The following is a 23816-nucleotide window of genomic DNA, read 5'->3' on the forward strand; positions in this document are numbered from 1 at the left end:
GCGCGGGGGGGTGGGGGGGGGGGGGGGGGGGGGGGGGGGGGGGGGGGGGGGGGGGGGGCGGGGGGGGGGGGGGGGGGGCGGCCCCCCCCCCCCCCCCCACGGCGGTGCGTGCAAGGCGCACGGCGGAGTCCTCTCGGATCACGGAAATCCTTCGTGATCGGCATAGCGGTTCCGGCGGGCGACTCGCCCGGAGACCGGCGGCAGCTCTACCTGATCGGACGGTTAGTGTGATGGACGGTGTGCCGGGTCAGGTATAGTGATCTTGAGCTGGTCGCCGTATTCCGGTCGGCTGGTGTTGCGTTGGTGGTCCAAGGAAAGACGTCCCGCTTCCTGCGGGGAGATGCAGGTGCAAGGCCTGCTCGGCGCTCCATCGCAGGGGTGTGTCCGTACAGTGCGCGGACACACCCTTGCGCGTTGCCCGGCTTCACTGCACCTGCGGCGGTTGATGTGCCGCGATGCGTACGCCCAGTGTGTGGCTGTGGCGCGGTCGCGGTGGTGCCGGCCCGCCGCTTTCCCCCGTAGCGGCGGGTCGGCGCGGCCGCGTTCGACGCGGACACCGGACGTCTGGACGTTATTTCCGGCCCCCGTGTGCATCGGGTCCGCCCCCGGTGGTCGGTCTGGCCGGGCAAGAGGGACGCTCTCGGTCGGCGGCTCGTGGCGGGTGACGCGGCTGCGCAGCAGACGCGGTAGCCCACGACGGGATGTTGAGCGCGGTTCACGCCCTGCTGGTGAGCTGATCGTTCTGCGGGCGGTGCTTGCGGGTTGTCCGGGTGGTGAACGGCCGTGGTTCCGGGTTCATGAAGCGGGGCTGGCGATGAGTTCGATTTCGAAGTGGTCGCGGTTTTCGAGGTAGGCGGCGTAGGTGTGCGGGCCGCCGGCGTGGGGGTGGCGGTCGGGGAAGAGGAGGTGCCAGGTGCCGCTGGTGGTGGCTTTCTCGGTGAGGACGTCGACGTCGTCGCGGGTTCCGGCGTGGAAGGCGAGGTGGTTGAGGCCGGGGGCGCAGCGGTCGTGCCGGTCGGCGGTGAGTGCGGGGGAGTGTTCGAAGACGAGGTAGGTGTGGTTTTTGCGCCAGCTTTTTCCGGCGGGCCAGTCCTGGTGGAGGGTGTAGCCGAGGGTTTCAAGCAGCCAGGCCCAGTCTTCTGTTGCGCGGGTGAGGTCGGGGACCCAGATTTCGATGTGGTGGAGGGTGCCCGGTGCTGGGGTGTGTGTGTTGGTCATCTGCTGCTCCTGGGTGGCAACCGGGGGACTGGCGTGGGCGGGTGGGCGCGCACTTTACCTGCGCCCAGTGGCGGTTCTGTCCGTCTCCGGGTGAATCACGGCGGCAGCGGCGGGCGGCCGCCAGGCGTTGTGCCTGGCAGGGGGGGCGGCTTGGCCGGGCGGGGGTGTGGCGGTCTGCGCCTGTGAGGGCGCTGGTTTCACTCGTTTGTGGGGTGGGAGTGCTGCTTTATCAGGGTGAGGCAGCCGGCGGCACGTCAATGGGCAGAAGCTGGCGGTGCGTTGCTTTTTGAGGGAACGGGTGGGCGATTCTTTCTCCGGTGCGTGATTTTCAGGCGTGAGGTGAAAGGTTTTTCCGTCGCGCGCCTTTCCGTGCTCCTGCCTGTGCCGTGCTGAGCGCTTCTTGTGGCCGGCCGCGAGGGCGGCGACGATGGTGATCGTCTGATGGATGACGAGGCGCTTTTAACGGTGCCGCGGCTCTTGGGGGATGGATGCCGGTGTCCGAAGATGAATCTTTTTCCGTTCCTGCGGGCGCATCCACTGCGTCGATTACGCAGATGTTCTCCACGCCGCTCGCGCGGGTTCTGTGTCCTTACGCGGACGAATGGAATGGCCGTCTGTCCGCATGTGCGGTGGAGCAGGCGGACAAGGGCCGGGATTTCGGTTACAAGCGGGAGGCTCCGGATCTGTCTGCGTGGGGTGAGCCTGCTGCGGACGGGCTGACGCGGTGGGTCGGAGGGATCTGCCGTCAGCTGGTGGAGAAGCTGACCGGCCGTTGTCTGGCGGAGGCGTACGCGCTCTCCCGCGGGCGGGAGGGCGGTGGTGCGGGTGAGGCGCTGGTCGGGATCACGGCGTTGCGGAGCTGGGCCAGCGTCTACCGGCGGGGGGACCGGCATGAGCCGCATTTCCATCCGAACACGGCCTGGTCGGCCATCTACTACGTGGCCGGGGACGGAGGGTGCGAGCTCGACCTGTTCGATCCGCGCCCGTTCGTCGGCTACTTCGATCCGGGGATCGCGCTGGCGGGTGAGGACCAGCGGGTCCGGCTGCGCTGTATGCCGGGGGAACTGGTCCTGTTCCCGGGCTGGCTGCGGCACGCCGTTCCCGATGTCCAGGACGACGGGGTGCGTATCTCTCTGTCCTGGAACCTGAACTACCTCATCCGCAAAGAGCCGGCGCCGGCCTGACGCCTGCCGGTTTTGGCAGCGCGCGAAGAAATACGGGGAAGAAAGAAGGAGTGAGTGGCATGGCACGGAATGTGCAGTTTTTCTCCACGGACACCGATGACGGGACGGTGTCGGTGATCGCGAAGACCGGCCCGGGCGAGCACCTGCGGGTCGAGCAGATCCGGGTGGGCAACGCTCCGCGTGGCGGGGTGAAGTTCACAGCGCAGGGGCGGGGGTTCGTGTGCAATACGAGCCAGAACACGGTCTCGGAGATCGACGCGGTCGCCTTGAGTGAGGTCCGCCGGATCGAGGTCGGGCACGGTCCGCGCGGGCAGGGCCTGCTGCCGGGGGACCGCTATCTGCTGGTGTCCAACTCGGGCTCCGACACGGTCTCGGTGGTGGACCTGGACCTCAACGTGCAGATCCACGAGGTGCCCGTCGGGCGCGATCCCCGCCATATGGGGATCACCGCGGACGGCAGGACGGCGTATGTGTGCGTATGGGGCGACGGCTACGTCGCCCAGCTGGACCTGACCCCCCTGACCGAGCACGGGAACGCGGCCGGGGTCACCGAGATCGCCCGGATCCCGGTGGACCGGGCCGCCCACCCCTACAGCCTGGCCATCCACCCTTCCGGGGAGCGGGTGTTCGTCGCGAACACGCAGGCCCCCTACGTCACCGTGATCGACACCGCCACGAACGAGACCCACCGGGTGGACGTCGGCTTCATCGGCGGCCGGGCCATCGCCTTCACCCCGGACGGCCGGCACGCACTGGTGACGGTGGAGTCCATCAGCCGGGTCTACGTCATCGACGTGCACACGCTGAAGGTCACCCGGCACATCCCGGTCGGCGCCGGCCCCCGCGGCCTGGTCGTCGATGCGGGCGACGAGACCGTCTACGTCACCAACTTCAGCCGCGCCAATGTGCTGATGGCCACCCCGGACCTGGACTGGGAACCCAACACGCTCACAGTGGTCGATCTGTCCTCCGCCCCGCTGGACCGGGACGAGGGCGCTTTCACTTCCGAGCCCGTCTACGTCGGCTTCGGGCCGTGCTCGGTGACCATGTTCGACCTGGACACCCTGCCCGAAGACGAACGCCGGCGCCGCACCAGCCGCGTCGACGCCTGATGGGAGCTGCCGGGGCCCCTGAGCCTGCCCGGCCCCAGCAGCCGGGCAGGACCGGGGCCCCGGCTCCGCCTCTCTGCTTCCTACTGCTTGTTTCTCCCCGGCAGGAGTGGACTGCCTGTGGCTCAAGTGGAGTTCCATCCGCTCACCACCTGGTGCGTGCTGCCCGACAAGCCCCGCCTCGACCGTACCGCTGCGCGCGCGGACCGGGATCTTTACCGAGAGGAGTTCCGGTATCTGCGGATCACCCGGCTGCCCGCCGAGTGCCCGCCCTGGATCCTGGGCCACACCCTGGGCTGGACGGTCCGCTCGCCTGTCCCCGTCACCATGACCCCCCTCGCCGACCTCGATGTCGCCGTCCCCGAAGGCGAGGACGCCCGGGCGGTCAGCCGCCGGACGGGCCGCGGGCAGATGTGGCAGCGCGAGAGCGACTGGATCGCCACCGGCGCCACCTGGCTGCGCCTGTACGACGTGCGCAACCGGGCGGGCGAGTGGGAGGGGATGTTCCTGCCCAACGGGCAGGGCACGGTGGAGTGGCGGCTCGGCTTCGCCGCGCGCATCCCCGACGGCTACTTCCTCATGGTCCTCCCCCCGGACCCGCCCAGGCCGGGGCTGGACGTACCGGTCGGCGTGATCCCCGCCCGCACGGTCAACGCGATGGCCGGTAGCGGAGGCATCAGCATCGCCGCCCGGCCCACCCATCCTGTCACCCTGGACCGCGGGGATCCGGTGGCCCGCCTGGTCCTGCTCCACCCCGACACACTGCAAGCCACCACCCCCCACAGCACCACCCCCGGCCGCACCACGTCGGGCGGCGCGTCATGACCGCCACCCCGCCCAGCACACCACATCCCGCACCCGGCGCCCCCCACCACCCTGCGCCCGGCGTGGGCCCGGCCGCCGGTGCGGGCCTGCTGAAGCAGCTGGCCCGGCCGCCACTGGGAGTGCTGCTCGCTCTCGCGTTCACCGCCCGCACCACGGCCGCGGTCCTGCCCGTCACCCTGCTGCTGGCCCTCGCCGACCGCTACGGCTACGCCCGCGCCGGCCTCGCCGCAGGCTCCCACACCCTGCTCCTCGCCTTCCTCGTCCCCCTGCGCGCCAGACTCCTGGACCGTTGCCCCCACCGCCACGCCCTGCCCGTCATGGGCGCCTGCACCCTCACCTTCACCACCCTCGCCGTGCTCAGCGTCGCCGCCCGCTCGCCGTGGTGGGCCACCCTGACCCTGGTGATCACCGCGAGCATCAGCAGCCCGCCGCTCAACGCCGCGCTGCGCGCCTCCTGGCGCCGTCTGGCCGCCGGGCCCACGCAGCTCAGGGCGGTGCACTCGGCCGACAGCGTGCTGGAGGAAGCCGGCTTCGTCATCGCCCCCCTGACCGCCGGCACCGCCGTACTGCTCCTGGGACCGGTCCACGCCTACGAAGCAGCCGCCGCCGGATACCTCCTCGTCCTGACCGCCTTCCTCACCGCCGCCCGCCGCTACAAGCTCACTCCCGCCCACCCTCCGGCACTACCAGCAGGAACCCGGGCAGCGCGGCGGGCACGGTGGTGGCTGGGCCCGCTCGCCCAGCCCCGCATCCTGGCGGTGCTGCTGCCGCTGCTGGTCATGGGCTGCCTGTTCGGCGGGATGAGCATCTACGTACCCGCTGCCGCCCAGCACCAGCACACCACCACCCTGATCGGACCGCTCCTCGCCGCCACCTCCGCCGGCGGAGTGGCCGGCGGCCTCCTCTACAGCATCCTGCCCACCCACCGCCTGCCGTTGTGGACCCTGTACCGGCTGCTTACCACTGCCTTCGCCCTGCCCGCCTGCCTGCTGCCGCTCGCCGGCCCCCTGTGGCTGCTCGGCCTGCTCCTGCTCACCAGCGGACTGTTCGTCACCCCCCTGTTCATCACCGCCTTCCTCCTCATCGACACCACCGCCACCGACGACGTCCGGATCGAGGCCAACACCTGGGTCGCCGCCAGCACCGACATCTCCAACGGACTGACCGCAGCCCTCATCGGCGCCCTCACCAGCCGCCACCACTTCCACACCGCCCTCACCGTCCTCGCCGCCTGCGCCGCCACCGGACTCGTCACCGCAGCATTCACCACCACACCCGCACCCCCACCGGGCACAGCCGGAGCCGGCGAACAGGCAGGCAGGGCGGGCGCCACCACTGATGCCGCCGGCCCACAGGAGACACGGGCATGACCGCATCCCGCTCCGCGCTGCATCTGTCGCCTGCCGAGGCCCGCAGAACCGCCATCGCCTCAGCCCTCCTCGACCCCGCCCCGGACACAGCCAGGACCCTGGACGACGTGCTGCACCGGCTGCTGTTCGTCCAGACCGACGCCATCAGCACCCTGGCCCACGCCCAGCACCTCACCCTCGCCACCCGCATCACCGGCACCACCACCCACACCATCGACCACACCCTCACCCACCACAAACCACCCGCGGCCTTCGAATACCCCGCCCACGCACTCGCCCTGGTCCCCCTCGCCGACTGGCCCCTGTGGGCCTTCCGCCGCCGCGCCACCCGCCGCCGCCCCGAATACCCGCCCCGCACCGTACGCACCCACATCCTCAACCGGATCCGCCACAACGGACCCCTCACACTCAAAACACTCCGCCCGCCCGGCGAGAAACCCGGCAGCGGCTGGGACTGGGGACCGACCAAACAGGCCACCGAGATCATGCTGTGGGCCGGCGACCTCATCTGCGTCCGCCGCACCACCACCCGGCAACGCCTCTACGACCTCCCCGAACACCACCTCCCCCCACACACCCACACCGACGCCCTCTCCGACGACACCTGCCTGACCACCCTCCTCACCCGCGCCGCACGCACCCTGGGCATCGCCACCACCAGCGACCTCGCCGACTACCTCCGCATCCCCACCCGCCACACCGCACGCCTCCTGCCCGACACCCCCCTCACCCCAGCCACCGTCCACGGCTGGAAACACCCGGCCTGGACCCACCCCGACGCCCTGCCCGCCAAGCCAGCCACAGCCAGCCGCCCCCTGCTCCTCGGACCGTTCGACAACCTCCTCCTCCACCGGCCCCGCGTACAAAGACTGTTCGCCTTCACACACGTCCTGGAGGCATACAAACCCGCCACCCGCCGCCGCTACGGCTACTACGTCTGCCCCCTCCTCACCAACGACCGTCTCACCGCCCGCGCCGACCTCACCCGCACCAGCACAGGCATCACCGTCCTCGGCCACACCACCGAACCCGATGCCCCACCCGACACACCCACCCACCTCACCGACGCACTCATGCAACTGACAGCCCTCACCTGCGGCAAGGACAGCAGACCACACCAACCCCACCGGAACCCCTGACAAGCACCAACCGCTGAATCTGTACGAGCCCACCCGCGAACCCCGCGAGGTTCGGGAGCGCGGTCAGGGCGGCAATCCGGACGTTGCCGATGGCGCGCGCCACTGTCGCCAGGGGGTTGGTGGCACTGCCGCCATCGCGGCCGAGTCCGGTCACCGTGGTCGCCAGCCGGTCTGTTGGCCGACGCTGAAAATGCCGACGATCAGGGCATTCACGATGCCGACGAGCGTTAGCCCGAATGGGGTGCGGTCGTCGGCAAGGTGCCGCACTCATCGGCAAGGTGTCGCCCGGAGGGGCGGGCGTTCGACAGTTCGGGCGTTCTGGAAGTCGTCCGGCTGGGCGGCAGCCGTCGGTGGGCAGGGTGGAGCCGGAATCGGCGGGTGGGCGTCAGCTGGCCGGAGCGGGCACCAGGAGCTGGCCGCGCGTCAGGACGGTGATCCGGGACCACAGGTCGACGGCCGGGGTCCCGAGCTGGCTTTGGCCGACGACCGCCGCGGCGACCAGGGCCTCGATGGCGTAGGCCAGCCTGTTGGGCTGTTCGCGGGTGGGCAGTGCGTCCGCGTTGAGTGCCACGACGGCCTGGACGCCGATGGTCCACAGGTGGTGCGCGGACTGGCGGGCCCGGCGCAGCCACGAGCGCACGGTGCCTTCCGGGACGGCGAGTTGGGCGGCGATCGGCCGGTGGCCCTGGCCGCGTGCGGCCCCGAGGAGCGCGCGGCCGATCACGCGGACGGTGTACGCGCGGCGCGGCAACAGTGCGGCGTCGAGCACCACGTGCGTGGCCTGGCAGGCGGTACACCGTGCGCGGTCCGGCCGGACCACAAGGTCGCGGCCGTCGGCGTCGCGGACCGCCCGCGGCCTGGCTTGGCCCCACGGCCGCAGAGGACTTCCGCACCCCGGGCACCAGAGCAGACGCCGGGCCAGCGCCCGGCGGGCCGCCGCCGTGTCGAAGACCTCGATCACGTCCCACCCCGTCAGGCTCCGGTCTGGCTCATCCCCCGGAAAGGGGCAGCTCGTGTTGCACTCTGGCCCGCTCACGACGACCGGGACAAGGAAGTCCGCTCGTTCGAGGGAGCCGACACCGAGCCGACAGAACGCGGCACCACACCCACGGCCCCTCAAGGGCTCCGGTCCCTGGCTGCTGTTCGTCGGCGAGGTGCCGCCCCAAATACACCGAGAGACCGCCCGGGACCATCCGCATCCTCAGTGCCGGTTCCTGCCCGCGATATCGGCATCTTCAAAGACGCCCAACAGCCGGTCCAGACCGGAGCGGTCCACGTCAACGCGGATAGGGTGTGCCGGTCGCGGGTCAGCTCGTCGAGCGCACCTCGTGCGGCGGCATCGTCGAGCTGCGGGCGGATGTCCACCAGCAGCGAGCGGGTGAGCCGCTCCAGCCCGAACAGCACCCGCCGTACGGCTGCCGCATTGAGGTTCGGGACGATCGGCACGCGTACCGGCTGGGCCAGGCGTTCGATACGGAAGGCCGTGGCGGTGAGTGCCGGAGAGGACAGGCGCGGCTCGATGGCGACGTCGATGCGGCCGTTCAACGTGTCGGTGATCGAGCGCAGTTCGGCACGCAACCGGGACGCGTCAGCCTCTACTGGGGCACGTACGCGGGCACGAGTCACGGAGAGCGCGTTCTGCAACTCGGTGCGGAAGGTGCGCGTATCAGAGTGACCGGGATGCGCACTTGGGTTCGGAGGGCTCCGAGCTTCTCTCGCAGCTCAGCACTGAAGCCCCGGGTGTCCGCCGTGACGCGTACGGCGAGCTTGGCGCGCTCCTCGATCCGGTCGAGGAACCGCTGGGGCGAGGTGGCGAAGCCGGAGGTGTTGGTCAGTACACGGATGGCGAGGCGGTCGACTTCGCGGCCTGCGGGCGATCCGGCCACCACCGATCACCTCCTGACGGGGGTCACGGCGGGGCGTTGCGGTAACGCTCCGGCAAGGGCTGGGCCAGGGGGCGATGGGACAGATCCAGCGGGCCGCGGCGTGCGGGCCAGCCTCCGGGCCTCGGAGCGGTTTCGGGCGCGGGACCGGCTTACGGCTGTGGGTCTGTGCGATGGCTCTGGATGTGTAATGGGCGGCGTCGAGGATGTGTGCCATCAGATGGGCGTGCAGGTCCCAGCCCGGTGAGAGGGGTCGCCGCCGAGGGAGGTGGTTAGGGCGGAGCCGATGGGGAGGTGCTCGGCCAGATCCAGGTCACGACGCGGGGCGAGCCTGCCGCGCCATACGTCGGCCAGGTCGAGGCCGTAGTGGTGCTGAAGGTCCGCGCGGAGAGCCACGCCGTGTCCTTGGTGGATCAGCTGGCCGAGCTGGAGACTTCCGGGACTCGGGTCCCGTTTTGCCACCGCTCGATCAGACTGACGAGTGGGCCGAGAGGCCAGCCGGTGGCTTCCGGCTCGAGGGTGGCGGGGTCGTCGGCTACCAGCAGCAGGCGGCGCATGGCGCCGATAGCCGCGGTCAGCCGGTTGTTCGCGCTGGCGGCGTTGTTCTCTTCGAGGAGTTGCTCGACGGTGGCGTACTCGGCCTCGGCAAGCATGAGCATGGAACGCAGCCAGACCGTGGCGCCGGATTCCAGGGTGAGAGGCAGGTCTCGTAGGTGGCCTCGGCTTCGGCGCGCAGGGCGGCGATGGACACGGGTTCAGTCATAGAGGAGCTCCTCGCATGTAGGGACATTCGAGCCGAGGGGTCGGCAAACTTCCCGAGGGCATAGGGACTTGTGATGGTCTTGAGGATCCGGGGGAGTCTCGATGTCTTCGGAGGGGGAGAGGGTTGACCAAGGGGGATTTCGGCGCGTTCATCGTCGCCACGTGGACACTGTCAATCTTGTCGGTGGTCATGACCGCGACCTCGCAGAGCCGTGCCAACCCAACGCGGCTGGAACGCATGTGGTGGAAGTGGGCTATGGAGAAGGCACAAGATCGCCGTGTCGAGCTCGTACGCAAGACGCGTGCCAGTGACCAGGCGACATGCCCAGACTCAGAGACGCTGGACTACCTGCAGCGAGACGACATTCTGCTTCAGGTGTCGCAGAAGGTATTCCGTGCGAAGATGCGCGTCCCAGCTGCGTCGTCTGTCCCCGCAGGGGCCGTCTTGGCACTTGCTGTCGCCAGCGGCAAGTCGCACGAGTGGCAGGAAGCCTTGATGATCGGCGTCTTCCTCGCGCCCGCCGTGATCACCATCGCAGTCATTCAGCTTGCAGGTAATCAAGGCATGCAGCGGTGGAGCACCGAGGTGGTGACCGCCAGGGCTCGTGGAGCGTACGAAGCTCTGCTGGAGCCCCTCGCCGTGTCCGGGGTCGAGCCACCAAAGGAACTCCCCTTCCAGGCTCCGCAGGCGTCGGCTGTCCAGGCGCTGGACGGCCTCGCCCTGGCTTTGGAGCAGTACGCACTGCAGCGCGCCCTGCCGGACGGCCGTAACCCCATGCCACAGGTCGTGGCCCACTTCTCCTCGGCCGCCGCCCTCGTGCGCGAACTCCGCGACAGCGTCGAACTCGATCGTCCCGATGGGGGGAAACGAGCTCTACTCGAAATGCAGCGAATCCTCAAGATTCTCGCCGACGGACGGATGCGCGCCTTCGCTCCAGACCAAGCCGCCTCTGATGCACTTCTCCAACGCCGCCAACAGCGCCAGTCTCTGCGGCGACAGATGCTTCGCGGTCTGGCATTCACCCTCTGCCTGGCCGGCATCGTGTTTGCCCTGGCTTCATCTGCCGTGGGCGTCGCCATGGCCACGGCCGCCGCTGCTGGCGCTGTGGCGTCGTGGGACAAAATCCTTCGGCTTTCCACGGGGCCGGATGGGAGCCGGCCGACGAACAGCTGACGACCAGTTCGACGAACTCACGCCCCCTTCCGCCTCATCAAACGGAACTCGTCGCGTTCCAAAAGGCCGCCGATGCGAGCCCCGAAGGCTACGAGGCCGGTCCCCCACCGAGAACGGCAGCCCATTCGCCTACGGCGCCGCCGATAGTGGAGGAACCCAGGAATGTGCCGGTGATGGGCAAGGCGACGAAGTTCTCCGCATCCGGGCTCGCCGCGTCCGAGCCGATGAGCGATGTACGCGGGTGCCACAGCGGCACGAAGTGCTGGCCGTCCACGATCACGAACAGCAGGGCGCGGACCTGCGGCTCTGGGCGGGAGGGGATGCGGAAGGAACCGCCGCCTCATCGCCCGTACCGAAGTACAGCTTGTACGTGTCGGTGCTGGCCTGCACGAACTGGAAGGTGACCAAGTAGGTGACATCTGGGGAGGTCTGGCGCAGCTTGACGCTCCGCCAGCTCCCGATGGTTTCGGTGCCGTCGCCGTCGCGGCCGAACTCGGGGAGGTCGTCACGGGAGGTGTGGCCGATGTTGATCCAGCCGGGACCGGGGTTGAGCGGGTCGGTGATCGCGGTGGGCTTGGCGGTGTCGGGGTCGGCGAGATAGATGAAGCCAGTTCCGGGGACGATGGCGGCTTCGTCGAGGAGAGGCATAGCGGTGGGACCTCCAAGAAGGCGGGCAGTCAGGACGTCCGGAGGGCCGGGCGGTGATCCGGTACGTGGCCTGGAAGCGGAACAGGTCGGCGCCCGGGGCGGGGTGGGGGTCGCGGATCTCGGTGGGGCTGGAGGTCTCGGCCGTGAAGCGGGAGAGGTAGCCGTCCGCCTCAGGGCGGGCGAACTGGGCTGCACAGGCGTCGAAGAAGACGGCGCGGGCCTGGCGGGCGAGCCGGTGGGCGGCCGCGCACTGCACGTCGATGAGGGCAGCATCCACGCCGCACGGGTCGGGGGCGGCGACGGCCACTCGGCGCGCGATGACAAGCGGCAGCCGCTCGGGCCAGAGCGTGAACACGTGTGCCTGCGGGAGCCCGGCAGTGAGGGCGACGCGGACCAGCTCGTCCGTGTCCGGCAGCGCGACGGTCATTCATAGCCTGCCTCGATGGCGTGGATGCCTTCCACGAACCGGCCGTTGGCCGCGGTGTGACCGTAGTTGATGGCCAGGATCTCGGGGGCGATGGAAACGGCGGAGCCGGTGGTGTCCGACTCCACGCGTAGTGACTCGCGCAGGCGCCCGGTGCGTACGTGCTGGTCGACGACGGCCTGCACGCGGGCCCCGCGGGCTTCGAGTTCGGCGCGGACGGCGGGCAGGCGCGCGATGCGGGCGTCGAGGTTGCGGTCCACTCGGGCCACAGGGTGATCACCTCACCGTCTTCGGATGGTTGCGGTGTCGTGTCGGGTGCGCGGGGAGCCGCTGCGGTGGGCGGGTTCGCCGACCACTGCCCAGGTTCGGTCGCGCCAGATCACGCGGGACCAGGGGCCGGCGGGCAGCCTGTGCGCGATGATCCGGTACGTGGTGGTGTCGAGGTATCCGGTCTAGGCGTCCTCGCTGGAGGTAATCGGCTGAACGCCCAACGCACGGTCACTGGGTGCCCTCGAGACCGCGGGAGCCGTCCGGCAGCACCGGCCCGGCTGGGTAGACGATCACCGTGTCGGGGCCGCGGTCGAGGAGGCTCACACGCACCACCACTCGAGCGGGCGGACCGCGCCGGGCGAAGGCAGGGCGGCGGCGTGGGGGGTTGGTGAAGGCGCCGCGCCCGATGCCGAGCATCGTCAACTCGTCGGACGGCAGTGTCAGGAATCCCGCGGCGGCGCGGGAGTCGAGTTAGTAGGAGTAGTCGCCCTCGGTCTCGGCGCGGTAGCCGTCGGGATTGCGGGGGACTCGGGCGACCATGGACGCCTTGATGAAATCCACGGTCTGCTGGGTGATTTGGCCGCGGGCCAGGCGCGTATCGAGGTCCGGGACCCATCCATACAGATGCGTCTCCGCCTGCGTAATCAGGGCCTGAATCTGTACGTCACTGAGCCCGTGCCTTCCGGTAGCAGGGCCTTGACATGCTCGACGGTCGCCGACACCGGCCCTCCCCTCTACCTGGCGAGGTGGTCGATCGCTTCGGCCCATGTCTTGAGGTCGGCCGCCGGGTCCAGCTCGGCGGAGCGCACCAGGTCGCGGGCGGATGCTTGCTGCCAGGCGTCTGGTTCGAGCACGGCGGTGAGGACGGAGAGCCACGAGCCGAGGTCGTCGCGGTCGGCGAAAATTCCGGCGTGGCAGACCACGCGGGAGCGGGCGTAGACGCGCTCGCTCATGTCGTGCCCGGAGACGTGGTCGATGATCTCCATGTTGGGCAGCGGGGTAGGCGGGAGAATCTGGTCGCCGTACGCGCCGAGCACGCCGAGGAACTTGGTGTCGGGCACGCGGGCGGCGATGCGTCAGAACAGGTCGCCGCCCTTGTCGGCATTGAGGTTGACCAGGGTGACGCACTTCCCCGGGGGCGTGCGGTACTCCTCGGCGAACACCGGAGGCCGCACGATCGCCGTCGGCTGCGGGCGTGCGTGGTCGGCGAACTCCCTGTAGAAGACCTCGGCCTCGGCCCGCATCCAGAGCGAGTTGTAGACCGCAGGGGCAACGCCGACTGAGTGCCGGAAAGTGGGGGCGTGGGTGTTGTGGCAGATCGCGACCATCGGCACGTTCTCCAGGCGGGACAGCAGTACGTCGGACTCGTGGGCGCGAGCAGCGAAGCCGATACGGGCCTGGAACGGGATGACCTGCACCCCGTCGAGGTCGTAGCAGTGGGGGATCGGCCCGTACAGGGAGAGTCACACGGTGACCTCGTGGCCTCGCTCCGTTAGGAAGCGGAGCATGGAGTGGAGCATCCATTCCCCGCCCACGTCGTGAGCGGGCGGGTAGGCGTGCATCCGGGCCGTGATCCGCAAGTGGGCGGGCGTCGGGCATTAACTACCGCCGCCCTTGGCGGTAAGCGTGACGAACGCCTTCGGATTGCCGACGACGAACCCCAAGTACGCCTCGGCCAGCAGCAGGACCAGGTTCTCCTGGAACGCCGAGTGCCAGACGCTGTCCGTATCCACGTAGCCGGCCTCGGTGGACACCTTGACCGTGATGTCCATGCCGACGCCGTACGCACACTGGTTGAAGTCGCGCCGCCGATCAGCCGCAGCCCGGTGTCACGAGCGCTGCTCTGGCGGATGACCTTGCCGGAGATCGCTCGGCTGCAGGACAGCGGGGGGCCGACGAGGCTGCCCACGCGGACGGACCCGCTGCCCCGCGCCGCATCCGGCACGGGGCAGCGCCCACCTTTGCTCCCCGGCACACCGACCGGTACGGGATATGGGGAGGGAGCCAGTCGGTGGGGTCTTTGTCGGCCTTGGACCGGTTGGAGGCCGCGGAGACGGCGGTTAGGCCCGTGCATCGGTGAGGTCGTTGGCATTTCCTCGCGCTGCTTCGCGGTCCAGGCGGAGGCGCCGGAGTCCCACGCTTCGGCCAGGGGGACGAGGTGGTCGACGTCGAGTTTCTTCGCGTTGTCGATGTACTGGTTGTCGTAGGGCGAGTACCAGGTGCCTCCGGTACCAGGTGCCTCCGGTGAGGGTGCAGTTGGCGCCTTGCCCGGGCTGGTCGAGGGCTTCGGATTTCAGTACTTCGGCTCTGGTGTTGCAGCCGTTTTTGTTGGCGGTCTGAGCTGCCCCGGAGCGAGTTCCGCGGTGCGCATGGCGGTGGACTGGGCCGGGGCCAGACCCGGGGGAGTGCCGGGATCACGGCGGTCAACTCATACCGAGCTCCTCTCTGATGAGTGAGATTCGCAATAAATTAGTGTGGCTTTGAGTCTCTGAGTGTGTGTAGGCCACTATCGTAGTGAAGAGTTGATGGGTCTGGGAAGGTGAGTGAGTCAGCCAGTGCATGAAGAGGCTGCGATGAACGTGACCGAGGCGCGCAACGCCCTCTACGCTCTGGTGAAGCGTGCCGAGGAGGACGGGCGGACGACTCTGATCTACAGGGGCCAGAAGCGGCAGGATCGCGTCCTGCTGGCGCCGCTCGATGTGCTTCCCGCAGCGCGGAAGACCGATGTGCTTCCGTCGCACGTGCTGAGTGCCGCGCAGAAGGATTTCGGTGATCTCATCACGCGGGCGGCTCAGGGCCAGCCGCAGGTGCTTCTGCGGAACACCACACCGGTCGCGGTGCTGCTGCCCGCCGACGCCGTCTCCGCTGCCCGTTCGTCCGATCAGGCCGCGGCCACGGGTGCGGCGCCCGCAGGGGGTGCGATGAACAGCCCACGCAATCCGGACCGCAACAGCGCGCCGCGCAGGCTCGCCACGCTGGGCGACGCCATCGGCGCCGTGTTCACCTCCGGCCAGGCCGCCGGCCCTCTGTTCGGGCTGTCCGGACTGGATGCGGCGGCGGGCGGTTTGCCGGCCGGCCGGCTGACGCTGGTGGCGGCCGCCCCGAACGTGGGCGGGAGCCTGCTGGGGCTGGCTGCCGCACGGCAGACCGCGCTCGTTGACGGCCGCAAGGTTCTGTACGCGGCGTCAGGTCCGAACACGGCCGACATCATGCGCCGGATCCTCGCCGCAGAGACCGGCGGCGACTACCCGCGCCTGAAGCAGGGCCGCCTGACCGCGCACGAGCAGCAGGTCGCCCAGCAGCTGGTCCAGGCGCCCCTGCTGATCGACGACGGCAGCGACCTGACCGCCCAGGCCATCGCGGAAACCGCCCCGCACGTGAAGGACCTGGCCCTCGTGGTCGTGGACCGGCTCCAGGCCGCGTCCAGCGCCCGTCTCCCGCTGTCCGGCGACCGTCTGCCGGACGCCTCCCAGGTACTGGCCGCCCTCGCCCGCACGCTGCATGTCCCGGTCCTGGCCATCATCGACAGCGATGACCCCGCGCTCCTCGGTATTCTCGACGCCGACGTCCTGGTCACGCTCGCGCCGACGGAGGACCCCTCCAAGGTGCAGGTGACGGTCGCGGAGCGCGACTTCGGTGCGATCGGTTCGGCGTACCTGCAGCCCGACCTGCTGCACGCTTGCTTTCTCGACGCCGGTGCCGCCCCCCTCGGCCGTGCGGGTGCCGAAGGATCCGCGCGGAGTCCGGGCAGTGCGGTGGAGCAGGAGCTCGCCGAAGCAGCGCTTCCCTACACGTCCGGTGCCCAGCAGGGGCTTCCGGCCTCCGTCACCCACGTGCTGGCGGCACTGCGCACCACACTGGCCAACGGCGACCCCCAAGCCCTTGCGGAACTCGGACCCTCCCTCACTGATGCAGCTGCGGCGCCACCACGGCTGCCCGACACCGCCGAGGGACGCCGGCTCGCCGCCGCGCTGCAGGCGTACGGAACCGCCGAGTCCGCGGGCGCCGTCGGGCAGTCCGCCGCTGCCGCTGTTCAGCCCGCCGCTGACAGCGGGCATGTCCCCGGCATCGATGAGGAAGACGGCGGAGACGGTCTGGTACCGGGGGATGAGGAGGATGAGCCCGAGGGAGCGGTCTTCCCTGCCCTGAGGATCCTCAAGGATGCGGTCGACCGCTCGAAGATGCACCCGATCCCGGTCATCCGCACCGGGGAACGTGACAGCGGTCCGTGGCCTTTGATCAGCGAGGACATGGACGGCGAGCCCCGCTGGGTCCACCCCGATGTCGCCCTCACCCGCGTTCCTCGCACCAAGGCGAACGGGAAGCGTGTCCGGCGCGATCAGCTCGACGTGTCCGGCTCCTTCGGTGAGGGCGTGATGTGCCTGATCGACCGTAACGGCAGCTATCCGTCCGCCTGTTCGGCCGTTCCTCTCGCCCCGAACAAGCTGCTGCACACCGGCCCGCTCGACACGTTCGACAAGACGAAGGCCGGCATCTACCTCATCGACATCCCGGAGTGGAACCGCACCGACATGCCGCACCCCCTGGGGCGGATCATCGAGCGTCCCGACGAGCAGGGTCGCGTGTGGGTCACCACCCCCCACATCAAGCAGATTGAGAAACTCGTCCGCGAAGGCCACCTCACCGCCGCACCGGCCATCCACGACTCCTGGACCGGGAAGGCCAACGAGTCGCTCTTCAAGCCCTTCTACGAAGCCACCCGGAAGGCACGCACCGAGCTCGTCCAGGCCGGCGGTGACCCCTACAAGGCATACAAGACCCGGCTGTCCATCGCGTTGCGCCTGCTGTGGCCCAAGCGCGCGGAACAGCGGTCCCCGTTCTGGCGGCCCGACTGGCGCATGAGCATGGTCGCCGAGGCATCCGTCCGTCACTGGTCGGTGGCCTTCAGGGCCGTCCAGGACGGGCATCAGCTCATCGCCCTGCGCAACGTCGACGCGGCCGTCTTCTGGACACCCGACGGCACGCCGCCCGCCACGTACCGGATTGGGACCGGCTTCGGTGAAGTGAAGGCCAAGTTCATCCACCGCGGCGAGATCATCCCCGAGGGTGACGACTGATGGCGGGACCCACAGGCCACGGAGGCTCCCTGGGCGCCGCCCTCAACGACCTCCTGCGCTCCCAGGTCACTCCCCGCCACCGGCTGTCCTCCTACACCGCCAAGCACTGGCACGCCCAGCTCAGCCAGCTCACCGCAACCCGCCGCGGGTACCAAGCGCTGGAGGACGCCGGCCTCCACGTGACCACCAAGACCCTGATCAACTGGCTGTCCGACTCCGAGTACAACATCCGCCGCAGCTACCGCGACCTCATCCACACCGCCTACGAGAACACCGCCATCGTCCCCGCCGAACCGATCCCCGACCACGTCAAGAGAGGCCAGTTCGAGATCAGCGGCCTCGTCAGGACAGGCGACGACGAACGCGAGCGCGGCAACCGGCGGGCCGCGCCCCTGCGCATCGACGGCAGCAGGGGCGACTGGGACGAGATCGAGGGACTCTGGCTGGCCGACGAGCTCACCGACGACGATTTCGAGGACCGCTTCATCGACGACATCATTGTCGCGGACATCGGCGAAGGCACCGACGGATGGGAGTTCCCCGGAAGCGCATACGCCGTCGAGCTCAGGTAACACCGTCACCCGGTGACCGCCCGGCCCAGCGTGGGGTGTGCACTACCGCGGTGACCTGGCCGGGTCAAGCACGTCCTTTGCCTGCTTGTCAGGGATGGCTGATGCAGACACCGGTGCAGAGCCTCTGCCGTGCGTACACCCGGTTCTCCACCAGGTAGGCGGCGGGAGACGAGGAACTGGGCGGGCAGGTCCGCCAGCGAGGCACGCATCGCCCGGCTGATGAGGCACTCCCGCAACACCATCAGAAAGGTACTCGGGCGTGCCTGATGGCAAACGGTAACTCGCCGACAGCTTTCCTCGCCGTCGGGGCTGATGCCTTCCGTCAAACGCCCGCTGAGGGGCCCGAGGCGGGCCGCCGAGGTGAAGCGGCCGTGAGTCGGGAAGGCCGGACCGCGGGGTGGTCGGGATCTTGAAGGCGGTGTCGGCTTCCTTCGCGGCCGAGGCGGCCCGGACAGCCGGGGCTCGGAACGTTTATCGGGACGTCTCTCGTGGGTGATCCTCGCGGCGAAGCCGTGACCTGTAGGGGATGGGAGGGAGTTGCACAGGTATGACACGACTTCGGATGGCGGCTGCCGTAGTGTCGGCGGTAGTCCTCGCTGCTTGCCTGGCCCCGTCTGCCGCGCAGGCGGCTTCAGCTCCGGCTGTGGTTGGGAAGCACAGCTTGGCGGTGAAGCCGTGTGGTGTCCGGTGGAAGGCGGTGCAGCGGGTGGCTGTCCGCCGGCCCGGACCTCACGACGGGCCCGTGGCCACGCTGCGGTCCCTGGTTCATCACTACCTCGGCAAGGGCGAGGTTGTACGTTCGTGCGTGGTGGCTGTTGATAGGGCTCTTTGGATCTCGTCAGAGTCGCTCTTGTTCGTCACTTAGTTGGACGTTGAATCGTGTGGGGAGAAGTGACGAGCAGGAGCATGTGTGAGGGCCCGACGACCGTCAGGTCGTCGGGCCCTGGAGATCGGTGACGGTCAGCCGGGGTTGTCCGCGTAGTAGACGCGGAGCATCGAGTTGATGCCCTCGACGGTGTCGGAGATCGTGATGTTGTCGATCCAGCGGTGTCCGATGTGTGCGGTGTGGCAGATGCTGTCGGGATGTTCGACGGCGACCGCGAAGACGAAGACGCGAGCGATGCGTCCGTCGTCGTGTGCGTGGTCGTTGTGGCCGAGGTAGCGCGTCACCTCCGCGGTCGAGAAGCCGAAGTACTCGGCGAGGACGCGTTCCATGCCGCCGGTGAGGGTCTCTCCGGCCCGGACCGTGCCCGTGGGCAACTGCCAGGCTGTGGGGGCGAGTTCGAAGTTGTGTGAGGGTTTTTCGATCAGGAGGAAGCGTCCTTCGTGTTCGATCAGCGCGGCGGCGGCCAGTTCGCCGATGCCCTCGCTGTGAGTGCGGGTGACGAGTTCGTCGAGTTTGCGGGCGTCGAGGAGGTCGCTGATCACGGGGTCCTCCGCAGCGGGACGACGCCGGGGTTGGGAATGGCCGGGCGAGCAGCTTCCGGGGTGGCCAGCAGCGCGACGATCGTGACCGGCTGCTGGCAGTGGGGGCAGTTGCGGGTTGCGGTGGGCTCCATCGGGTCCCGCTCGGCCGGGGCGTGGCGCGAGACGGAGCGGGCCGCGGGTTTGGGCGGCGGCGGCAGTTCGGTCCGCGGCAGAGGAGCGGTAGGTGGTGTCTCGCCCAGCCGGCGGGCTCGTTCCTCGTCCCGGGCCCGGCCGCGCTGCCGCTCGACGTCCCGCCGGCAGGCGGGTGAGCAGTAGACCTGCCGGACCGTGCTGGGCGCCTCGAAGGTGCCCTCGCAACACGGGCAGATACGCTCATCGAGTGAGTCTTTGCTGGTGCGGGCCGCGAGGCGGCATTCAGCTGAGCAGTAGGACCGGCGGGCGCTGGCGTTCGTGGTGAATTCCCCCTGGCAGATGAGGCAGTTGCGCTGCAGCGGGGTGTTCTTGCGGTGGGTCTCGGCGCAGGCGGGTGAGCAGTAGACCTGTCGGCTCTTGCTGTGGGAGACGGTGAAGACCGCCTCGCAGACCGGACAGCGTCGGGCCATCTCCGCTGAAACCTCATCAGGGGTGTTGAGAGCGTTGTGGTCAGGAGACACGGGCATTCACTCCCTGTCGCAGCACGTCGGCCTGGCTCTGGTGGCCGCGCAGTCGGTAGGACGGGCCGTCGATGCCGACGACAGCGGCCCGGTGCAGGAGACGATCAAGCATCGCCGCGGCGACGGTGGCGTCTCCGAACGCACCGGCCCAGTCGGCGATACCGACATTCGTCGTCAAGATCGTCGACGACTTCAGATACCTCTGGTTGATCACCTGGAACAGGGCCGAGGCCCCGTCCTCGGGCAGTGGCAGATAGCCCAGTTCGTCGACCACCAGGAGCTTGGGGCCGGCGAAGAAGTTCATGCAGGTCTTCCAGCGGCCTTCGAGCGCGGCCTTGTGGCACTTGGCCGCGAGTTCGGCAGCGGTGGTGAAGTAGACGCGGTGCCCGGCGTCGACCGTGGCCCGGGCCAGTGCGACCGCGAGCATGGTCTTGCCGACGCCCGGCGGCCCGACGAACAGGACGTTCGAGGCGTCGTCGAGAAAACGCAGGGTGGCCAGATCGCGGACGAGTTTCTCGTCGACGCCAGGCTGGGCGGCGAAGTCGAAGTCGTTCAGTGTCCAGGGCTCGGGCAGACAGGCGAACCGCAGCCGGGACGCCAGCCGCCTGGCCTCGGTCGCCTCGACCTCGATCTCCAGCAGCCGCTCCAGGGCCGCGGTCAGTGACATGCCCTCGGCCCGCGCCTGGTCGCAGACCCGGTTCAACGCCTCAGCGGCATCGTTGAGTTTGAGGTAGGACAGATGCCCCCGCAACTGCTGGAAGCGGCGCGCCTCGCTCATCTTCGTCGGCGATGTACTCACTCCTGGTTCTCCTCCTTGGGTGAGGGAGCGTGCCGCAGCCGGTCGGCCACGGCGGCATAGTGGGACAGGTCGATCACGACCCGTTCGGCGGCCGAGGCCACCGCGGCCTGGCCCTCGCGCAACCGCTCGGCCTCGGCCAAGGCGGCCTCGGAGGGCGGGCGGCGGACCTTGGACTTGCAGGGCGCCCTCTCGGAGAAGGACTCAAGGACCCTGCGTTCCAGCGCGACGACGTGGCCGGAGTCCCTCACGATCTGCCCGCCCCCGCGCAGGGCCCGGCGGTGACGGGCGACGACCGCGCGGCCCGCGGTGACGATGTCCAGGAAGTCCCCACCCAGGCGGTGCAGGACACGCACCCGGGTGCCGGCCAGACCCGGAGGAACCGAGTACGAGTTGCCCTCGAAAGACACCAGCGACTGCGGGGTGACCGCGCGCTCGACGGACACCTCCGCCGGAAAGGGCAACGAGGGAAGCTCCAGCAGCACCTCTGCCTCGGCGAGTTCACCGACCGTGGTCCGCATCCCGTCCAGGGTCCGACGCCGCCCGTCCATCCGGACGGCGAGCTTGTCCACCCCGGACTGTGCCTGCTCGACGGTCAGACCATCGGGGACCGTGCGCCACCAGCGTTGCGCGGCGGAATGGTTGGCCTTCTCCACCACCCCTTTGCGGTTGCCCCGGCGCGCGGGGCAGATGTCCACGCCGACGCCGTAGAACTTCGCGACCGCGGCGAACGCCGCGGTGACCTGCCCGCTGGACGGGTAGCAGACCGTGGACATGCGGTCGAAGCGCCACCTGCGGGCACTCCCGCCGAGCTTGCGCACCACTTGATCGAGTGCCTGGACCAGGTGCGGAAAGTCCTCCCGCTCGGCCAGGACCGCCCGCCACCGCCCCGAGTGCGGCAGCGCACCGACCAGCAGATGCGCATGCTCGCCAACTCCCCAGTCATCAGGTGGAGTTGGAAGCTCAAGCCAGTCGAACTGGATCTCCTCGCCCGGCGGATGCGCGATGATCGCGACGTCCCGGCCCTTGGTCGTCTGGCACGGCTCGCAGTGCGGACGGACGCCATGACGGCGCAGGGCCCGCGTGAACGTGGAGTAGCCACCCTGGTAACCCAGCCCGGTGACCTCGTCGAACAGCGTGGTCGCCCACAAATGCGGGTCGTCCGCGAGCCGTTGGCGGCAGTAATCAAGAAACGGCTCGAACGCATCCGGCGCCTGACGCCGCTGCCCGGGCGTCCTCTTGCCGTCCAGATAGTCCCGAATCGTCTGCCGGTCACGACCCAAATGCCGGGCGATCGCCGAGATCGTCCATCCCTGACGACGCAGAGCATGTGCGTCCACGTCTTCCTCCCGCGTGAGCATCCAGGCCCCCGAATAGGCCGACCATCAAGCACACGCAGGCTCTCCACGACGCACCGACGCCAGTTCGACACGCCGGAAGACTTCACACAAAGAGACCGAAGAACGTCACACGAAGGGTGGGGAGATCAACTGAGCAGGTTTGCCGATACCCCTGAGCACCCTTGACGATTTCCAAAGAGCGCCATCACTGTCGCACGGACCCATAGTGGTCCGGCCTACCGTGCGTGCGGGGCGGAAGGGAGTCTGTGGCGGGTCGTGCCCGGCGGGCAGGTGCCCCAGACCTGCCTGGAACGTGTCTGACTGCGTTCCTGTACGCGGATGTCGTCACACCCTCAGAATGCTGTCGGAGATCGGTTCGAACAGTTCTCGGCTGATGTCAGTGGGTGCTGGCACAGTCACTGTGACTGCATACAGAGAGGGCGCACACCGCATGAAGACTTGGATTCTGCTCGGCCCGGCCTACCCCGCAGTGATCGCCTTCGTGATGCTGGCCGGGCTGGTTCACATGCTCCGCATGCGCAAGGAGATCGAGCTTCCCAACCCCCCGGCCTTCACTGCGGCCTGGCTGCTCGGCTTCCTCGCCCTGTCCCTGGGCCCGTGGGCGCTCGCACCCTCGCTCACTGACGACCATGGCCGCGGTGAACTCTTGGTGGCATGGAGTGTTGGCTTCCCGATTGGTCTCGCCCTCGGAGCCGTCGGCGGCATCTTCTGGACCCGGGCAGCCCTCCGGTCACACTTCCCCGGGAAATACGGGCAGCGATAGCTGCGCCGAACTCACAGTCCGTCGCCCTCGAACGACGGAGTACCGCATCGCCCGAATACTGCCACTTCACCATTCCGCCAGCTGTGATCTGCGCTGTCTTTTTGTCGCGTTGTGGCGGTGGGCCGGTCGGTTTCGACGTTGTGGGCTGTGCGCTGGCCGTGGATGGTGTATGGGGCTGTGCGGCGGACCAGCTGTACCCGTATATGGTCCGCTGGTCATTATCGCGACAGCACTTCGCGGGTCCTTGCGACGCCTGGTGGGCCGAGCACAGCGAGCACAGCCGCAACTGTTTGAGAGCCTTCCTCAACTGGGCTATGCAGAGCCGCCATTGCCGACGCTCCCTCTCCATACCCGCGATGAAGGCCACCCGACGAGCCGCGCAGAGCGAAGACGAACGCTTGGACTTCCTCGGCCGACTGCTAACCGACCAGGACACACTGCCTCGATCAGTGGCATCAGCTGTTCATCGCGGCGCCGGCGGGCGGACTTCGGCCGTTTCTTGCGGGCGAAGTACGTCGACGCCGACAGCTCAAGAACCCGGCAGACGGGATCGACCCCGAGACCTCTGTCACGCAGGTGATCGATCACCTGCTCGGCCTGATCTCCTGGGCAAAGAACACCGAGGCGGCTTTGAGGATCTCGTTCGCCCGCCTCAACTCCGCTACTTCTTTGCGGAGTTGCCTGAGCTCATCCTGCTCGGACGTGGTCAGCCGGTCGTCGCGCTCGCCGCGGTCGGCCTGGCCTGGCGGACCCAGCCGCGCAGGGCCTCCTTGTGGATGCCCAGGTTCTTCGCGACGTGGGCGATCGGCCGACCGGTGGTGCGGACCTCATGGATCGTGCGCTCGCGGAGCTCGTCCGGGTATTTACGGGGTGCTGCCATAGTGCTGGTGGATCTCGTTCGCCAGGAACGTAACCCTGGCATCAGGGACTCCACAAATCTCAGACACCATCCGCTTTCCGAACGTGATCGTTTGGTTCGGGCTGGGTGGGCATGAACTCCGCCTGGCGGCGGGAGGGATGGGTGTGGTTCGTCCGTTCGTCTCGCTTGTGGAGGTGGCTGGTGTCGTCGGTGCTCGGTCTGCTGGAGGCCCGGGAGAAGAAGGTCCGGGAAGAGGTGGCGCGGTTGCAGGAGGAGGCCGAGCGGGTGCGGGCGGCGCTC

Annotated in this window: 26 protein-coding genes and 1 pseudogene; 9 read left to right on the forward strand and 18 right to left on the reverse strand. The window is 69.0% G+C overall.

Going from position 1 to position 23816, the window contains the following annotated elements; all coding sequences use genetic code 11:
• Nucleotides 1-795 precede the first annotated feature (795 nt).
• On the reverse strand, nucleotides 796-1218 hold the full coding sequence (locus ACWEKM_RS39370) for a VOC family protein (RefSeq protein WP_451626102.1): 423 nt from the start codon (nucleotides 1216-1218) through the stop codon (nucleotides 796-798).
• A gap of 494 nt (nucleotides 1219-1712) precedes the next feature.
• On the opposite strand from ACWEKM_RS39370, the gene ACWEKM_RS39375 reads away from it, so the two are divergent.
• From ACWEKM_RS39375 to ACWEKM_RS39395, 5 genes are all read left to right on the forward strand, one after another.
• The gene (locus ACWEKM_RS39375; protein ID WP_451626103.1) at nucleotides 1713-2402 is read left to right on the forward strand and encodes a putative 2OG-Fe(II) oxygenase; all 690 of its coding nucleotides are present in this window, start codon (nucleotides 1713-1715) and stop codon (nucleotides 2400-2402) included.
• A gap of 59 nt (nucleotides 2403-2461) precedes the next feature.
• Nucleotides 2462-3514 carry a YVTN family beta-propeller repeat protein gene (locus ACWEKM_RS39380; protein ID WP_451626104.1) on the forward strand — a complete coding sequence of 351 codons (1053 nt, stop codon included), beginning with the start codon at nucleotides 2462-2464 and terminating at the stop codon, nucleotides 3512-3514.
• 117 nt (nucleotides 3515-3631) lie between these two features.
• Nucleotides 3632-4336, forward strand: a complete 705-nt coding sequence (locus ACWEKM_RS39385) for a hypothetical protein (RefSeq protein ID WP_451626105.1) — start codon at nucleotides 3632-3634, stop codon at nucleotides 4334-4336.
• Nucleotides 4333-5706, forward strand: a complete 1374-nt coding sequence (locus ACWEKM_RS39390; protein ID WP_451626106.1) for an MFS transporter — start codon at nucleotides 4333-4335, stop codon at nucleotides 5704-5706. The genes ACWEKM_RS39385 and ACWEKM_RS39390 overlap by 4 nt, the downstream gene beginning before the upstream one ends.
• Nucleotides 5703-6845 carry a DNA glycosylase AlkZ-like family protein gene (locus ACWEKM_RS39395; protein ID WP_451626107.1) on the forward strand — a complete coding sequence of 381 codons (1143 nt, stop codon included), beginning with the start codon at nucleotides 5703-5705 and terminating at the stop codon, nucleotides 6843-6845. The genes ACWEKM_RS39390 and ACWEKM_RS39395 overlap by 4 nt, the downstream gene beginning before the upstream one ends.
• A gap of 385 nt (nucleotides 6846-7230) precedes the next feature.
• Here ACWEKM_RS39395 and ACWEKM_RS39400 read toward each other — a convergent pair whose 3' ends face one another.
• From ACWEKM_RS39400 to ACWEKM_RS39420, 5 genes are all read right to left on the reverse strand, one after another.
• Nucleotides 7231-7806 carry a DUF6431 domain-containing protein gene (locus ACWEKM_RS39400; protein WP_451626108.1) on the reverse strand — a complete coding sequence of 192 codons (576 nt, stop codon included), beginning with the start codon at nucleotides 7804-7806 and terminating at the stop codon, nucleotides 7231-7233.
• 155 nt (nucleotides 7807-7961) lie between these two features.
• Complete coding sequence (locus ACWEKM_RS39405; RefSeq protein WP_451626109.1) at nucleotides 7962-8423, reverse strand: hypothetical protein; 462 nt, start codon at nucleotides 8421-8423, stop codon at nucleotides 7962-7964.
• A gap of 44 nt (nucleotides 8424-8467) precedes the next feature.
• A complete protein-coding gene (locus tag ACWEKM_RS39410; protein WP_451626110.1) occupies nucleotides 8468-8731 on the reverse strand; it encodes a hypothetical protein in 264 nt (87 codons plus the stop codon).
• A 213-nt stretch (nucleotides 8732-8944) separates the two neighbouring features.
• Nucleotides 8945-9124: a hypothetical protein gene (locus ACWEKM_RS39415; RefSeq protein WP_451626111.1), complete on the reverse strand. Its 180-nt coding sequence runs from the start codon at nucleotides 9122-9124 to the stop codon at nucleotides 8945-8947.
• A 17-nt stretch (nucleotides 9125-9141) separates the two neighbouring features.
• Nucleotides 9142-9387, reverse strand: a complete 246-nt coding sequence (locus tag ACWEKM_RS39420) for a hypothetical protein (RefSeq protein ID WP_451626112.1) — start codon at nucleotides 9385-9387, stop codon at nucleotides 9142-9144.
• Between the two features lie 227 nt (nucleotides 9388-9614).
• On the opposite strand from ACWEKM_RS39420, the gene ACWEKM_RS39425 reads away from it, so the two are divergent.
• The gene (locus tag ACWEKM_RS39425; RefSeq protein ID WP_451626113.1) at nucleotides 9615-10664 is read left to right on the forward strand and encodes a hypothetical protein; all 1050 of its coding nucleotides are present in this window, start codon (nucleotides 9615-9617) and stop codon (nucleotides 10662-10664) included.
• An 88-nt stretch (nucleotides 10665-10752) separates the two neighbouring features.
• Here the strand turns inward: ACWEKM_RS39425 and ACWEKM_RS39430 are convergent, their stop codons facing one another.
• From ACWEKM_RS39430 to ACWEKM_RS39460, 7 genes and pseudogenes are all read right to left on the reverse strand, one after another.
• Entirely contained in the window at nucleotides 10753-10944 is a 192-nt protein-coding gene (locus ACWEKM_RS39430) for a hypothetical protein (RefSeq protein ID WP_451626114.1), read from the reverse strand.
• On the reverse strand, nucleotides 10941-11312 hold the full coding sequence (locus ACWEKM_RS39435; RefSeq protein ID WP_451626115.1) for a phage tail tube protein: 372 nt from the start codon (nucleotides 11310-11312) through the stop codon (nucleotides 10941-10943). The genes ACWEKM_RS39430 and ACWEKM_RS39435 overlap by 4 nt, the downstream gene beginning before the upstream one ends.
• 43 nt (nucleotides 11313-11355) lie before the next feature.
• Nucleotides 11356-11739, reverse strand: a pseudogene (locus tag ACWEKM_RS39440) (phage tail termination protein); the annotation flags it as partial.
• Complete coding sequence (locus ACWEKM_RS39445; RefSeq protein WP_451626116.1) at nucleotides 11736-12005, reverse strand: DUF5403 family protein; 270 nt, start codon at nucleotides 12003-12005, stop codon at nucleotides 11736-11738. The gene ACWEKM_RS39445 and the pseudogene ACWEKM_RS39440, both read right to left, overlap by 4 nt.
• A gap of 735 nt (nucleotides 12006-12740) precedes the next feature.
• Nucleotides 12741-13067: a hypothetical protein gene (locus tag ACWEKM_RS39450; protein WP_451626117.1), complete on the reverse strand. Its 327-nt coding sequence runs from the start codon at nucleotides 13065-13067 to the stop codon at nucleotides 12741-12743.
• A 15-nt stretch (nucleotides 13068-13082) separates the two neighbouring features.
• Nucleotides 13083-13424, reverse strand: coding sequence for a hypothetical protein (locus ACWEKM_RS39455; RefSeq protein WP_451626118.1), 342 nt, complete (start codon nucleotides 13422-13424; stop codon nucleotides 13083-13085).
• Nucleotides 13425-13604: 180 nt separating this feature from the next.
• Nucleotides 13605-13778, reverse strand: coding sequence for a hypothetical protein (locus tag ACWEKM_RS39460; protein ID WP_451626119.1), 174 nt, complete (start codon nucleotides 13776-13778; stop codon nucleotides 13605-13607).
• Nucleotides 13779-14579: 801 nt separating this feature from the next.
• Between ACWEKM_RS39460 and ACWEKM_RS39465 the strand changes: the two genes are divergently transcribed.
• Together ACWEKM_RS39465 and ACWEKM_RS39470 are read left to right on the forward strand one after the other, a co-directional pair.
• Nucleotides 14580-17084 (forward strand): DnaB-like helicase C-terminal domain-containing protein, encoded by a 2505-nt coding sequence (locus tag ACWEKM_RS39465; protein ID WP_451626120.1) that lies wholly within the window; start codon nucleotides 14580-14582, stop codon nucleotides 17082-17084.
• Nucleotides 17084-17656, forward strand: coding sequence for a hypothetical protein (locus ACWEKM_RS39470; RefSeq protein WP_451626121.1), 573 nt, complete (start codon nucleotides 17084-17086; stop codon nucleotides 17654-17656). The genes ACWEKM_RS39465 and ACWEKM_RS39470 overlap by 1 nt, the downstream gene beginning before the upstream one ends.
• A 960-nt stretch (nucleotides 17657-18616) precedes the next feature.
• On the opposite strand, the gene ACWEKM_RS39475 is transcribed toward ACWEKM_RS39470, so the two are convergent.
• From ACWEKM_RS39475 to ACWEKM_RS39490, 4 genes are read right to left on the reverse strand one after another with little or no spacing between them, the layout of a single operon-like run.
• Complete coding sequence (locus ACWEKM_RS39475; RefSeq protein WP_451626122.1) at nucleotides 18617-19084, reverse strand: NUDIX hydrolase; 468 nt, start codon at nucleotides 19082-19084, stop codon at nucleotides 18617-18619.
• A complete protein-coding gene (locus ACWEKM_RS39480) occupies nucleotides 19081-19737 on the reverse strand; it encodes a hypothetical protein (RefSeq protein WP_451626123.1) in 657 nt (218 codons plus the stop codon). Before ACWEKM_RS39480 ends, ACWEKM_RS39475 begins: the two co-directional genes overlap by 4 nt.
• Nucleotides 19727-20536: an IS21-like element helper ATPase IstB gene (istB, locus tag ACWEKM_RS39485; protein ID WP_451626124.1), complete on the reverse strand. Its 810-nt coding sequence runs from the start codon at nucleotides 20534-20536 to the stop codon at nucleotides 19727-19729. Before istB ends, ACWEKM_RS39480 begins: the two co-directional genes overlap by 11 nt.
• Nucleotides 20533-21873, reverse strand: coding sequence for a Mu transposase domain-containing protein (locus ACWEKM_RS39490; protein WP_451626125.1), 1341 nt, complete (start codon nucleotides 21871-21873; stop codon nucleotides 20533-20535). The genes istB and ACWEKM_RS39490 overlap by 4 nt, the downstream gene beginning before the upstream one ends.
• Nucleotides 21874-22324: 451 nt before the next feature.
• Here ACWEKM_RS39490 and ACWEKM_RS39495 point away from each other — a divergent pair, with 451 nt between their 5' ends.
• Nucleotides 22325-22657 (forward strand): hypothetical protein, encoded by a 333-nt coding sequence (locus tag ACWEKM_RS39495; RefSeq protein ID WP_451626126.1) that lies wholly within the window; start codon nucleotides 22325-22327, stop codon nucleotides 22655-22657.
• 706 nt (nucleotides 22658-23363) lie between these two features.
• On the opposite strand, the gene ACWEKM_RS39500 is transcribed toward ACWEKM_RS39495, so the two are convergent.
• Nucleotides 23364-23537, reverse strand: a complete 174-nt coding sequence (locus tag ACWEKM_RS39500; protein ID WP_451626127.1) for a transposase — start codon at nucleotides 23535-23537, stop codon at nucleotides 23364-23366.
• Nucleotides 23538-23816: the final 279 nt, after the last annotated feature.

The organism is Streptomyces sp. NPDC004752, from assembly GCF_053601275.1.

Coding starts and splice junctions, on each gene's coding strand:
- ACWEKM_RS39370 (WP_451626102.1), bottom strand. CDS start 1,218: ATGACCAACACACACACCCCAGCACCGGGCACCCTCCACCACATCGAA.
- ACWEKM_RS39380 (WP_451626104.1), top strand. CDS start 2,462: ATGGCACGGAATGTGCAGTTTTTCTCCACGGACACCGATGACGGGACG.
- ACWEKM_RS39390 (WP_451626106.1), top strand. CDS start 4,333: ATGACCGCCACCCCGCCCAGCACACCACATCCCGCACCCGGCGCCCCC.
- ACWEKM_RS39395 (WP_451626107.1), top strand. CDS start 5,703: ATGACCGCATCCCGCTCCGCGCTGCATCTGTCGCCTGCCGAGGCCCGC.
- ACWEKM_RS39420 (WP_451626112.1), bottom strand. CDS start 9,387: ATGCTCATGCTTGCCGAGGCCGAGTACGCCACCGTCGAGCAACTCCTC.
- ACWEKM_RS39435 (WP_451626115.1), bottom strand. CDS start 11,312: ATGCCTCTCCTCGACGAAGCCGCCATCGTCCCCGGAACTGGCTTCATC.
- ACWEKM_RS39460 (WP_451626119.1), bottom strand. CDS start 13,778: ATGGACATCACGGTCAAGGTGTCCACCGAGGCCGGCTACGTGGATACG.
- ACWEKM_RS39465 (WP_451626120.1), top strand. CDS start 14,580: ATGAACGTGACCGAGGCGCGCAACGCCCTCTACGCTCTGGTGAAGCGT.
- ACWEKM_RS39470 (WP_451626121.1), top strand. CDS start 17,084: ATGGCGGGACCCACAGGCCACGGAGGCTCCCTGGGCGCCGCCCTCAAC.
- ACWEKM_RS39495 (WP_451626126.1), top strand. CDS start 22,325: ATGAAGACTTGGATTCTGCTCGGCCCGGCCTACCCCGCAGTGATCGCC.
- ACWEKM_RS39500 (WP_451626127.1), bottom strand. CDS start 23,537: ATGGCAGCACCCCGTAAATACCCGGACGAGCTCCGCGAGCGCACGATC.